The sequence below is a fragment of the Marinilactibacillus sp. 15R genome (assembly GCF_001895285.1).
GTDB classification, from domain to species: domain Bacteria; phylum Bacillota; class Bacilli; order Lactobacillales; family Carnobacteriaceae_A; genus Marinilactibacillus; species Marinilactibacillus piezotolerans.
In genome coordinates this window covers 1,812,171-1,825,474 of sequence record NZ_CP017761.1, presented here as the reverse complement: position 1 = coordinate 1,825,474, position 13,304 = coordinate 1,812,171, and the positions used below count along the sequence as shown (strand labels likewise).

Genomic DNA, 13,304 nt, shown 5'->3' with positions numbered 1-13,304 from the left:
CTCACTTTTAAATCTCTATTCTAAATAAAACTTGAGTAAAGTATCTGCTAGTTGCTTCCTGAAAACTTCCAATACTCCAAATGTCTGAGCATATGGCATACTTGTTGGTCCTAATACCGCTATGATTCCATCACCATGACCATCTACTTTATAGGTAGCTGTGACTAAACTGAAATCATCAAATAACTCATGATTCAATTCTGTTCCGATCTTCACTTCAAAATCTTGTGTTGCTTTACTTAATATTCTATTCAAATCTAACTCATTATCTAATAATTCATATAATGACTTCAATTTCTTCCTATCCATATGATCAGTGAAATCAAGCAAGTTTGTCTTACCAGATATATGCAATCGATCTTCTTTAGGCTGTCCAAAGACTTCTTCGATTGTTATTAACATATCTTTTGCTGATGAAGCATACTTTTCTACTAATAACGGTATATCGTTTTGAAGCTTAAAGTAGACTTCATACAAAGAATATCCAACTAAATGTTGATTGAATATATTTGTTACTTTTTCAATATCTGATTCATTCACTTGCTTTGAAATGCGAAAAACAGTATTTTCTATCGCACCAGTATCAGTTTGAATGATAGCCATAACTTGATGATTATTCAGTAAAACTAACCTAAAGCCGGTTAACTTACTTGTTTTTCCTTGAGGCCCTAAGACAAAAGCAGTATAACTTGTCAATTGTGACAATAACTGAGCAGACTGATGAAATAAGTCATCCATCTGACGAACATGATTACCGAATGCTTTGTTGATCATAACAATCTGATCCTTTTCAACTTGTTTAGGTTGAATAAGATGATCTATATAAAAACGATACCCTTTTAAGGATGGAATTCTTCCTGAAGAAGAATGTGTTTTTTCTATAAATCCCATTTTTTCAAGAGAACTCATTTCGTTTCTGATTGTTGCAGAGCTAGCTTCGATATTTGTTTCGTCTACTAACTTTTTGGATCCTACTGGCAGACTCGTTGAAGTGAAAAGCCTAATGATAGTCTCCAGAATGATCAATTGTCTCTCTGTCAACATGTGCATCATCTCCCTAAGCACGGTTAGAGACATCTTAATTTTTTAGTTGTTCGAGAATCATATAACAATATACTATTCTCATTAAATTAGCACTCGACTTATCCGAGTGCTAACACATTTATAATTTAACAAAAGAGCATCAACTTGTCAACTATAAAATTTGATTTGTTTTGACCTTTGCCAAAACTTCTCTAGAATCTATTTCATCTTGTTGTAATTGCTTGATTAGAGACTCTATAGAGTCGTATCTAATTTCATCTCTAAGATATTTAACCCATTTTATTCGTACATTTTCCCCATAAATTTCATTTTTAAAATCAAACAAATGAACTTCAACAGAAAGATTTTTTCTATATCCGAATGTGGGATTATATCCAATGGAAGCCATCCCGTCATACCAGACATTATTTACGAACAACTTGACTGCATATACTCCGATTTTAGGCATAAACACATCTGGATCTGACAATATATTGGCGGTCGGATAGCCTAGTGTTCTTCCTCTTGCATCACCATGTATGACAAATCCGCTCGTTTCATATAAATATCCAAGTAGCTCATTTGCTTTCGTTAACTTTCCGTCAAGGATAGCTTGTCTAATTCGTGAAGAGCTGATTTTCTGGTTCGAATCATCTTGTTTTTCTATTTTGAAAATATCAAATCTATTTTTAGCATACTGGTCAAGGTTGTCCATATTAGCGATATCCGCTTTACCATAAGTATAATCAAATCCAGCAACGACTGCTTTGGCATGCCAACCTACGATATACTGATCTACAAATTCTTGAGGTGGTAATGAACCGAAACTAGATGTAAAATCTACTTCATACAAAATATCTACTCCCAGTTCTGCAATCAGTTTCTCTTTTCTTTCCATTGTTGTCAGATAAGAATGATATTCAGGATCAAATTTCTTATATACAAAAGCGGGGTGTCTATTGAAAGTCATCAATGCTGCTTTTATACCTCTTTCGTTTGCAATTTCCACTCCTGTTTCAATAACTTTCTGATGTCCTTTATGAATGCCATCAAAAAATCCGAGAATCAAGACAATATCTTCCTGGATAATTTCTGATGGATCATATGGATGATGAATTTTAATAATGTCCACGTTGTCACCTACAATTCTGTTCTTAATACTTTAACTGGTTTTAATAAGTCTAATTTATTTGGATGATCCGAATAAATCGCAACAGCTTTTTGTTTTAGATAAAATACTACCGGCATTTTGATATTTTCTGGAACTTGATTTTTAGGAATCAAAGATCCATTTTTTACTCTAGACCACTCTTCTTCATTCAGATGATACGCTGAAAAAGAAGTTAAAGCAGATTCTAAAGGATTAATTATTTTTTCTAGTTCCGAATTGTCCATAGCTTGCTTAACTTGCGCTAAAGTGAAAGAATCAGATGAGTGATATCCGCCACTTTCTGTTCTCGTCAATTTAGACATATGTGATGGATACCCTAAATATTCTCCCGTATCAACTGCCAATGTCCTTACGTATGTCCCTTTACTGCAACTTACTTTGAATGCAAAAGAAGCAGTACTTTCTTCACTATTGTAGGAAATATTAGATATTCGCTCGTAGTTATAGATGTTGACTGACCTTGATGGTCTATCAACTGTTTCTCCAGCTCTTGCATATTCATATAACCTTCTACCATTTACTTTTACAGCAGAATACATTGGAGGGGTTTGAATAATTTCACCAATGAAAGAATCCATCGCTTTATCAATATCCTCTAATTTCAATTGGTCGTCAACTGTTTTACTTAGAACGGTTTCTCCTGAACCGTCCTCAGTTGTTGTGGAATACCCAAGGGTAATTTCACCCTCGTATGTCTTCTTAGAGTTCACCATATATTCCAAAACTTTTGTTGCTTTTCCTATCGCAATTGGTAATACACCTTCTACGTCAGGATCTAACGTTCCTGAATGTCCAATCTTTTTAGTTTTTAAAATTTTCCTCATTTTAAAAACACAATCATGACTAGTCATCCCTTTTTCTTTCCACAAAGGTATGATTCCTTCCAAACGAACCCCTCCACTACTTGTTAATTACGTATACCTTATTCAGATATGTAAATTGACCATACATGGAAAAAGAGAACCCATGTCAATAAAGACAACTGATTCTCTTTCCATTTAGATCAATTAATAATAAAAATGAATATCACTTATTTAATCATTATTTTTTAACTGATTCAATAATTCATCAATGTGATTTCCATATGCTACAGATTCGTCTCTAGCGAAAAATAATTCAGGCGTTTTATGAATAGATAAACGACTTCCCAATTCTTTTCTGATCAATCCTTTAGCTTTAACCAAGCCTTCTTGAGTTTCAGAAACAGTTTTTTCATCTTCACTTAGAGTACTGTAATATACTGTAGCTTGCTGTAGATCTCCAGTAACTTCCACATCAGTAATTGTAATCCCTTGAACTCTTGGATCTCTTACTCTTTTTTGCAAGATATCATTAACTTCTCTTTGGATTTCCTGGGAGACTCGACCAACTCTATAATTTGGCATATTTGCTCACCTGTCCTTTGATCTGTTTTAAACAATGTATTTCATAAATAATATACGAATACATTTAATAATATAGGATTATCTTTCGATTTCAACCATTTCAAATGCTTCGATAACATCATCAACTTTGATATCGTTATAACCTTCTATTGTTATTCCACATTCAAAACCAGTTCTTACTTCTTTTGCATCATCTTTAAATCGTTTTAAGCTAGATAATTCGCCTTCATATTGAACAATTCCATTACGAACTAAACGAATTGAGCTGTTACGTTTGATTACACCATCGCTTACGAAACAACCAGCAATCGTTCCTACCTTAGAAACACTATAGGTTTCTCTAACAGTTGCTTGTCCAGTAACTTGTTCTTCAAATTCCGGATCCAGCATACCTGTCATAGCTGATTCGATTTCATCAATCGCATTGTAGATTACTCGATGAGTTCTAATATCTACTTCTTCACGGTTAGCACTTTCGCTTGCCTGAACTGTTGGGCGAACGTTAAAGCCAATGATAATCGCAGAACTTGCAGAAGCAAGGGTAACATCACTTTCATTAATTGCTCCAACTCCAGTATGAATAATATTGACTTTCACACCTTCAACTTCAATTTTCTGAAGACTTGAAGCTAACGCTTCAACGGATCCTTGCACATCTGCTTTAATGATAACATTTACTGCTTTGATCTCGCCTTCTTCAAGACTTTCAAACAGATTCTCAAGAGTTACTTTATTTGTTGTAGAACGTTTTGCTTCGTTAGCCGCAGTAGCTCTTGACTCTCCAACTTGTCTAGCTGTTTTCTCATCTTCAAAGACCACAAAACGATCACCAGCTTGTGGAGCAATATTTAACCCTGTAATTTCAACCGGTGTAGATGGTGAAGCATGTTTCACTCTACGTCCTTTATCATTTGTCATTGTGCGGACACGCCCAAAAGCGTTTCCTACAACAATCGGATCACCTTGAGATAGTGTTCCCTCTTGGACTAGTAGAGTCGCAATAGGGCCTTTAGCTTTATCTAATCTTGCTTCAATGACAGAACCAAGTGCCGGGCGCTTAGGATCAGCTTTGAGTTCTTCGATTTCTGCTACTAATAAAACCATATCTAATAGTTCTTCTAGGTTTTTATTGAATAAGGCAGAAATCTGTACGAATATAGTATCTCCACCCCAATCTTCAGGAATCAATTCATATTCTGTCAATTCTTGCATTACTCGGTCAGGATTAGCACCTGGCTTATCTATTTTATTAACTGCTACAATAATTGGAACTTCAGCAGCTTTTGCGTGGTTTATTGCTTCAACTGTTTGCGGCATAACGCCATCATCTGCTGCTACAACAATTATAGCAATATCTGTAATGTCAGCTCCACGAGCACGCATTGTGGTAAATGCAGCATGTCCAGGTGTATCCAAGAAAGTTATCAATTTACCTTTTTCTTCAACTTGATAAGCTCCAATATGCTGGGTAATTCCTCCAGCTTCACCTTCCGTTACGTTAGTATGACGTAACGTATCCAATAAAGTTGTTTTACCGTGGTCAACATGTCCCATAATTGTAACTGTGGCAGGTCGAGTTACTAAATTTTCTTCAACAACTTCCTGATTGAAAAAGGTATCAAAATCAGTTAAGTCTACTTGTACTTTTTCTTCTGTTTCAATTCCATAGTCAGCCGCAAGTAACTCAATCGTATCTTTATCTAATGACTGATTCTGAGTAGCAACGACACCCATCAAGAAAAGTTTTTTAACGATTTCAGCAGGTTCGCGATGAATTTTCTTAGCGATCTCAGCTACTGTATTACCATCAGTATACTCTAATACTTTTGGCAATTCTCTTACTTTACGTGGAGTTGGAGTAGCTTGAGACTGCTGCTGATTCTTTTTGCCTTTGCGCTTTCTACCAGCTGGTCCACCATTTATTCCACGATGTTGACGAGAACTTCTTCTTTTTTTAGATTGTTGAAATTGCTGTTTTTGTTGTTCATCTGTTGTTCTTTTTTGAACAGTTGGTTCTTGAGTTGTTTTTTGAGTGTTTTTGCTTTGAGTATTATTCGGTTTTTTTGTTGCTCGATTTTGTGTTTGTATGTTATTTTGTCCTTTACTATTTTGAGATTTATCAGCACCAGCACGATTTTCTTTTTGAGTATTCGACTGGTTTCTGACAGAGTTATTCGATTTTTTTGAATTATTGTTCGTTTGAGTATTTTTATTTGGTGCTTTAGTTTTATTTCCAGCTGGTTGACTAGTTGTAGCAGAAGCGGGTTTAACAGCTAAAGCTTTATTCAGTTTTTCAACATCACTGTCATTCATCGTAGACATATGACTCTTATAATCGATACCTATTTCTTTAGCCTTTTCGATTATTTTCTTACTTTCGACATTTTTTTCTTTTGCAAATTCATAGACGCGTTTTTTGCCCATGCAATCACCTTCCTATTCCTATTATTGCAATTTTTGAAGGGACTGTGCAAATCCTCCGTCTGTAATTGCAACCACTGTTCGTATTTTCCCGATAGCTTTCGATAAATCTCCACGACTAAAGTCAGTCAGCACTGGGATACGATAGTGTTCACATTTATTCAAAAATTGCTTTACTGTATTTTCACTTGCATCAGAAGCTAGTACAACAACTTTAGCTTCATGACTTCTGACAGCATTGAGTACTAATGCTTCTCCTGAAATTAAATTACCTGAACGTTGAGCAAGACCAAGTAAATTTAAACTTTTTTGCTTATTATCCATTTTTCAATTCCGATCTTGCTTTTTGATACTCTACATAAGAGAGTAATTCTTCATAAAAAGCTGCATCTATTTTCGTGTTCAGCGCTTGATCAAGAGAGTTTTTATTTTGAGCTTGCTTTACTAGGATTGGATCAAGAGAAATATAAGCCCCTCGTCCATTTTTTTTCCCAGTGGGATCAATTGAAACATTTCCTTCTTTATCTCTGACCAATCGTACCATCTCTTTTTTTGGCTTCATTTCGTTAGAAGCCACACATTTTCTCATTGGAACTTTACGTTGCCGCATACTCATCCCACCTTTAACAAAACTTAACAAACTACTTTAGACTACATCTGTCAGACAGTTTGAATTAAGAGTTCTCTTCATCAGTTTCTTCGCTGATTTCTTCAATTTCATCTATATCAATCTCAGCATCGATTTCTTCATCCATACCATCTCTTTTTTCTGCGGATTGAATCATATCTTCCATGTCTTCTGGATTTAATTCACCTTTTTCAAAGTCACCATCATTTAATGGGTCTAATGGTTGTTGGTCCATCCCAGTTGCCACTTCTTCAGCATATATATCTGAATTATTATTTGCTGCATCTGAAACTTGTATTTCGTCTATATCTTCAACGTCTACACCGGCCGCAGCATCAAAGAAAGATTGATCTGGATTTTCCAAAGAATCTACCTCTTGCTCTGCTACTTCTTCTCCATCATTCAACGCTTCAAAAAATGAGTCATTTGTTAGATCTTCAGCTTCTTCTTCCAAGTTACTCATATCGCTTTCTGATTTGATATCAATCTTAAAACCTGTTAATTTAGCAGCCAGACGAACATTTTGTCCTCTTTTACCAATTGCTAAAGAAAGCTGATAGTCTGGAACTACGATTACACAACTTTTATTTTCTTTATCAAACATTACTTCAAGCACTTGAGCAGGATTCAATGCATTTTTGATAAATATTGCTGGATCTTCATCCCATTCTACAATATCCATATTCTCACCATTCAACTCATTAACGATTGCTTGTACTCGAGTTCCTTTTGGTCCAACACAAGTTCCAACTGGGTCTACATTTTCGTCTCGAGACATAACAGCAATTTTAGAGCGATCTCCTGCTTCGCGAGCTATTGATACAACTTCCACTGTACCATCGAAAATTTCGGGTACTTCTTGTTCGAAAAGACGTTTAATCAAATTTGGATGGGTTCTACTGACAAATACTTGTGGTCCCTTAGTAGAGTTTTCAACATTACTTACATATACCTTGATGCGGTCATGTGTATGGTAACGTTCATTTTCTATCTGATCACGTTTTGATAAAACAGCTTCAACCTTACCTAAATTGATATATATAAAACGATTATCTTGTCTTTCAACCGTTCCAGTCATCAAATCATCAGCATACTCAATATACTCATTATATACTATTGAGCGTTCAGCTTCGCGCATTCTTTGCATAATCACTTGTTTAGCTGTTTGGGCAGCAATTCTACCAAAGTTTTTTGGTGTGACTTCGAATCTTATCTTATCACCGACTTCATAAGCTTTGTTGATTTCAAGCGCATCAGTCAAACTAATTTCTAATTGTGAATCATATACTTCTTCCGAAACTTCTCTGACTTGATATACTTTGATTTCTCCGTTGTCATCATCAAATTCAACTTCGACATTCTGAGCTGTTCCATAATTACGTTTATATGCAGAAACTAATGCAGCTTCTAATGCCTCAATAACGACCTCTTTGGAAATACCTTTTTCTTTTTCAAGTGTTTCAAGGGCTGCTACTAACTCTTTACTCATCATTTTACTCCCTTTATTAATTTTTTTCATCTAAGAACAAACAAAATCAGAATTTAATAGCTAATCTTGCTTTAGCAATATTGGATCTGTCAATTACTAACTCTTTCTCTCTAGTCTTGATTCTGATAACTAATGTGAGTGAGTCTTCGTTCAATTCTTTCAAAGTGCCTTCAAATGTATTTTCACTTTCAATCTGCTGGTACAAAGAAACATGTATATATTGACCTAGTGCTTCTTCAAAATCTTTTTCTTTTTTTAAAGGTCTTTCTGCACCAGGTGAGGATACTTCCAGATAATAAGGATGGGGAATTGGATCAACTTTCTGTGAATCCAATGTTTCTCCTATTTTCTCGCTGAAACGAGTACAATCGTCCAGATCAATGCCACCGTCTTTATCTATATATAAACGTAAGAACCAATTTTTACCTTCTTTAACATATTCAACATCAACCAGCTCATATCCTATTTGTTGTGCAATCGGATCCGCAATGGCTGTTACTTTATCTACTGTACTCAAAAAGCATCTCCTCTCAATCATTTTTATGGCTAATTTTCATTTTTTCATTAAAAAGAGTGAGCGGAATGCGCTCACTCTAAAAGAATATTACTTTACTCATAGACTATTTTACCATATATCCCCTATATACGCAACTTGCATGCTATTTCACAGTCTTTAGAAAAATCAAAATATATATTAAATATCAAATAAAGATAATTGGTTTTCGTCTGGGAGATGTTCTAATACACCATTTAAATCCATATACTCAATTACTGTTTTAGATACTTTTCCTCTTTTTGAAAGATCTTCCTTAGAAAGAAATGGACTTTCTTCTCTCGCTTCAACAATTGCATTTGCTACGCTTCCACCTAATGAAGGTACACATCGAAAAGGAGCTAGTAAAGAATCCCCTTCAATAATAAAATCTGAAGCATGTGATTTTTCAATATCTACCATTTTGAAGTTAAATCCTCTTTCAACCATTTCGTTCGCTAATTCAAGCACAGTTAGTAGATTTTTTTCTTTTGTCGAAGCATCTAACCCTTTATCTGTTATTTCTTTCATTTTTGCCTTTATTGAAGCTTTTCCTTGACTCATCGCTTGAAGATCAAAATCACTTGCACGAATAGAAAAGTAAGCAGCGTAATAATATAAAGGATGATGTACTTTAAAATAAGCTACTCGTAATGCCATTAAAACATATGCTGTAGCATGAGCCTTAGGAAACATATATTTAATTTTAAGGCATGAATCAATATACCATTTCGGTACATTATTCTCACGCATGATCTGCTGCCATTCTTCAGGTATTCCTTTCCCTTTACGAACATGTTCCATAATCTGAAAAGCAATACTATCATCGATTCCTTTGTGCTGCAGATAAACCATGATATCATCTCGACAGCCAATAACTTCTGATAGTGGTATATTCTGTTGGCGAATCAACTCTTCAGCATTTCCAAGCCATACATCTGTCCCATGAGATAAACCAGAGATCTGTAGTAACTCTGCAAAAGTTGTTGGATTCGTTTGCTCCAGCATTTGGCGAACAAATCGCGTTCCGAATTCAGGAACGCCAAGTGTGCCTGTTTTCGAATATATCTGACTTTCATCTACCCCTAATACTTCTGTACCGCTGAAAAGCTGCATTACACCCGGATCGTTAACTGGTATTGTTTTAGGGTCTATACCTGACAGATCCTGGAGCATTCGAATCATCGTAGGATCATCGTGTCCTAATATATCTAATTTTAAAACGTTATCATGGATTGAATGAAAGTCAAAGTGAGTTGTCTTCCAATCTGAATTCTGATCATCTGCTGGATATTGAATTGGTGTAAAGTCATATACATCCATATATTCAGGAATTACGATAATTCCTCCTGGATGTTGGCCTGTAGTTCTCTTGACTCCAGTTAATCCTTTAGCTAGTCTATCAATCTCAGCCGAACGAATTGTCATTTGATTATCTCTCTCATATCCTTTAACAAATCCAAAAGCCGTTCGATCTGCTATAGTGCCAATTGTTCCAGCCCGGTAGACATATTCTTCTCCAAATAACTCTTTTGTATAATGATGGGCTTTAGCTTGATATTCTCCTGAAAAATTCAAATCAATATCAGGAACTTTGTCTCCATTAAAGCCTAAGAAAGTTTCAAAAGGAATATCATGTCCGTCAGTTACCATCTGCTGATCACAATTTGGACAGGTCTTCGGTGGTAAGTCAAATCCTGATCCTACTTCGCCCTCAGTGAAGAATTCAGAAAATTTACACCCAGGACAGCGATAATGAGGTGGCATAGGATTTACTTCAGTTATTCCCGTCATAGTTGCTACAAAACTTGATCCAACTGACCCACGTGATCCAACAAGATATCCATCATTTACGCTTTTATGAACTAACTTTTGAGATATCAAGTAAATTACAGAAAATCCATTACCTATAATACTGTCCAGTTCTTTCTCTAATCGTTTTTCAATAATCTCAGGTAGTGGATCTCCGTATAACCGGTGTGCTTCGTTATAACTCATTTCACGGATTTCTTGCTCTGATCCTTCCATTTTGGGAGTAAACAGGTCGTGTTTAACCGGTGAAATGTTTTCATCAACACTAGCAGCAATATTTTGAGAATTCGTAACTACAACTTCTTTAGCTTTTAATTTACCTAAGAAAGATAGGTCTTCTAGCATTTCATCAGTCGTTCTAAAATGAACTTCAGGATTTTTAGACTTATTAAAGCCGCCTTTGTTTAAAGTTTCAAGTAGTATATCACGGTAAATTGCATCTTCAGGGTTTGCGTAATGTACATTACCAGTAGCAACTACAGGTATAGATAATTCTTCCCCAATTTTCACAATGTTTGATATGATATCTTCTAAATCTTTTTCAGAATTTATCATTTCACGATCTAATAGATGTTTGTAAGCACCTTTAGGCATAATTTCAAGATAATCATAATGTCTAGCTAATTTTTTTGTTTCATCAAATCCTTTTTGCATCATCGCTTCAAACACTTCACCTTGAGCACATCCAGAACCTACAATCAGACCTTCTCTATATTTCTCAAGTAGAGATCTTGGTACTCGAGGAACTCTATAGAAATATTCAGTTAAAGAAGTTGAAATTAATTTAAATAGATTTTTCAATCCAATTTGTGATTGTGCAAGTATTGTAATATGACTAGGTCGTGTTCTTTTGTAAGCATCACCTTGGCCCATGTAATCGTTTAGTTGACGATGGATTTCAATTGAGTACTCTTCCGAAGCTTCTTTAAGAAACGCCCAAAGTAAATGTGCGGTCGTTTCAGAATCGAAAATAGCCCTATGATGCTGTTCTAAAGCCACACCATAACGCTTCGCCAATGTATTCAGGCGGTGTGTTTTAAATGTCGGATGTAAAAATCTAGAAAGTTCTAGCGTGTCAATTACCGGAAGCTTGGAAACAGGCATTTCATTTTTCTGATAACCTGTATTCAAAAATCCTATATCAAAGCTGGCGTTATGAGCGACTAATATCGAACCCTCACTAAAAGCCTTGAACTCTTCTAGTACTTGTTTTTCCGTTTTAGAACCTTTAACCATATCATCTGTTATTCCAGTAAGATTGATTGTGGTATCAGATAAAGGATGACCTGGGTCAATAAACTCCTGAAATTCTTCTATAATATTGCCTTTATGCATTTTAACAGCTGCCAACTCTATTATATTATCATAGATAGCAGATAATCCTGTCGTTTCCACATCAAATACTACATATGTAGCTTCCGGAAGGTTATCATCTGAAACGTTATAAGCAATTGGAACTCCATCATCAACAAGGTTTGCTTCTAGCCCATAAATGATTTTAACATTGTGCTTCTTGCCTGTGGTATGAGCATCTGGATAAGATTGTGCGACACCGTGGTCGGTAATTGCAATAGCTTTATGTCCCCATTTAGCAGCTTGTTCAACTAAATCAGCTGCAGTGATCGTTGCATCCATTTGACTCATTGTTGTATGCGCATGTAATTCAACCCTTTTTTCATCAGCTGGTTGTGTATCTTCTCTTTCTACATGGCTGGTTTCCTGAACATCTTGAGCATTAACAACTAAATCTCTCATAAATGTATCTTCTTGAACGCTGCCTCGAACTTTCAACCACATACCTTTTTTGATGTTCTCAAATATTTCTTCATCTGAAGCATTATTGGAAAATTTCTTACAGGTAAAGGAAGAGGTATAGTCGGTAATTTTGAATATCAGTAATTTTCGTTTAGAACGCAATTCTCTTACCTCGACATCAAAAACATAACCTTCAAGAGTAACGCTTCTTTCTTCTTCAACTATCGTACTCATTTGTCGAACCGGATCATTTTCTTGAATGTTTCTGCCTAGTTTAACTGGTCCTGATGGAGCTGCTTCTTTTCTTTTTTCTTTATTGATATTAGCTTGCTCAATATTTTTAGTTAATCGTTCAGCTAATAATAAATCTTCTTCTTCTTTTTGCTGTTTGAAAGCAGTTAACTTCTCATCACTAATTTTTTCATCAATTATTGCATCAATTTTGAATTGCTTCGGAAATCCCATTTTAATATATTGTTCTGCTATTTTCGGGAAAAAATCTTCTTGAAACTTGTTTTTTGTCAACTCATGTTCGATATAAAATAACACTTTCTGTCCCTTTAATTCAGGATAGCTATTTTCAAATATATCATTACATAATGGGGAATCAACTTGGCTTTTCTTACAGGCTATTCTCCAATAGTTGATTAATTTTTCGTTAGTCACAATCGGCTCACTCGTTAAAATAATTAATTCGATTTGAGCAATTTCTTTAAAGCCTCTTTGAAGTTGATCATGTAACAAAATATATGTCTCAAATGGTAAAATATCAGCAAATTTCAAAGTGATTTGCCAAGTTTTAGAGTGCTTGTGGACTATCACTGATTCCACTGAGCCGCCTTCTAATCCAATCCTCTGATCTGGGGTTGGATTTAAATTGATTTGCTGAAGAAGTGTTTGAAATAATTCTTGCTGATTTAGACTCAAAATAAGTGCCCTCTTTCTCGATCTTTGCTTACAAATAAAAGGAGAATCCATCAATAAGCCAGGCATAATAAATAGTCTATTCTATAGAAGAGAATCGTTTCTTCAAGGTTATGAATGTGACGATTCTTCTCTTCAAAATAGAAAACGATTATGAATTGCTT

Annotated in this window: 10 protein-coding genes; all 10 read right to left on the bottom strand. The window is 35.2% G+C overall.

Annotation, left to right across the window (positions count from 1 at the left end):
- Positions 1-15: 15 nt before the first annotated feature.
- The gene (hrcA, locus tag BKP56_RS08970; RefSeq protein WP_072694756.1) at positions 16-1,044 is read right to left on the bottom strand and encodes a heat-inducible transcriptional repressor HrcA; all 1,029 of its coding nucleotides are present in this window, start codon (positions 1,042-1,044) and stop codon (positions 16-18) included.
- A gap of 151 nt (positions 1,045-1,195) precedes the next feature.
- Positions 1,196-2,155 (bottom strand): riboflavin biosynthesis protein RibF, encoded by a 960-nt coding sequence (gene ribF / locus BKP56_RS08965; RefSeq protein ID WP_072694755.1) that lies wholly within the window; start codon positions 2,153-2,155, stop codon positions 1,196-1,198.
- A gap of 8 nt (positions 2,156-2,163) precedes the next feature.
- Positions 2,164-3,081 (bottom strand): tRNA pseudouridine(55) synthase TruB, encoded by a 918-nt coding sequence (gene truB / locus BKP56_RS08960; RefSeq protein ID WP_072694754.1) that lies wholly within the window; start codon positions 3,079-3,081, stop codon positions 2,164-2,166.
- Between the two features lie 147 nt (positions 3,082-3,228).
- Positions 3,229-3,579: a 30S ribosome-binding factor RbfA gene (gene rbfA / locus BKP56_RS08955; RefSeq protein WP_072694753.1), complete on the bottom strand. Its 351-nt coding sequence runs from the start codon at positions 3,577-3,579 to the stop codon at positions 3,229-3,231.
- 78 nt (positions 3,580-3,657) lie between these two features.
- Positions 3,658-6,003 (bottom strand): translation initiation factor IF-2, encoded by a 2,346-nt coding sequence (gene infB / locus BKP56_RS08950; protein ID WP_072694752.1) that lies wholly within the window; start codon positions 6,001-6,003, stop codon positions 3,658-3,660.
- A gap of 21 nt (positions 6,004-6,024) precedes the next feature.
- Complete coding sequence (locus BKP56_RS08945; protein ID WP_072694751.1) at positions 6,025-6,324, bottom strand: L7Ae/L30e/S12e/Gadd45 family ribosomal protein; 300 nt, start codon at positions 6,322-6,324, stop codon at positions 6,025-6,027.
- Entirely contained in the window at positions 6,317-6,610 is a 294-nt protein-coding gene (gene rnpM, locus BKP56_RS08940; RefSeq protein WP_072694750.1) for an RNase P modulator RnpM, read from the bottom strand. The genes BKP56_RS08945 and rnpM overlap by 8 nt, the downstream gene beginning before the upstream one ends.
- 64 nt (positions 6,611-6,674) lie before the next feature.
- Positions 6,675-8,117 carry a transcription termination factor NusA gene (gene nusA / locus BKP56_RS08935; protein WP_083540525.1) on the bottom strand — a complete coding sequence of 481 codons (1,443 nt, stop codon included), beginning with the start codon at positions 8,115-8,117 and terminating at the stop codon, positions 6,675-6,677.
- Positions 8,118-8,163: 46 nt separating this feature from the next.
- Positions 8,164-8,655, bottom strand: a complete 492-nt coding sequence (rimP, locus tag BKP56_RS08930; RefSeq protein WP_072694749.1) for a ribosome maturation factor RimP — start codon at positions 8,653-8,655, stop codon at positions 8,164-8,166.
- Positions 8,656-8,811: 156 nt separating this feature from the next.
- Entirely contained in the window at positions 8,812-13,143 is a 4,332-nt protein-coding gene (locus BKP56_RS08925; protein WP_072694748.1) for a PolC-type DNA polymerase III, read from the bottom strand.
- Between the last annotated feature and the right edge of the window lie 161 nt (positions 13,144-13,304).

Excerpts from the sequence above, each read along its gene's own strand:
- rnpM (WP_072694750.1), bottom strand. The coding sequence starts at position 6,610 with ATGCGGCAACGTAAAGTTCCAATGAGAAAATGTGTGGCTTCTAACGAA.
- nusA (WP_083540525.1), bottom strand. The coding sequence starts at position 8,117 with ATGAGTAAAGAGTTAGTAGCAGCCCTTGAAACACTTGAAAAAGAAAAA.
- BKP56_RS08945 (WP_072694751.1), bottom strand. The coding sequence starts at position 6,324 with ATGGATAATAAGCAAAAAAGTTTAAATTTACTTGGTCTTGCTCAACGT.
- hrcA (WP_072694756.1), bottom strand. The coding sequence starts at position 1,044 with ATGTTGACAGAGAGACAATTGATCATTCTGGAGACTATCATTAGGCTT.
- rbfA (WP_072694753.1), bottom strand. The coding sequence starts at position 3,579 with ATGCCAAATTATAGAGTTGGTCGAGTCTCCCAGGAAATCCAAAGAGAA.
- infB (WP_072694752.1), bottom strand. The coding sequence starts at position 6,003 with ATGGGCAAAAAACGCGTCTATGAATTTGCAAAAGAAAAAAATGTCGAA.
- rimP (WP_072694749.1), bottom strand. The coding sequence starts at position 8,655 with ATGATTGAGAGGAGATGCTTTTTGAGTACAGTAGATAAAGTAACAGCC.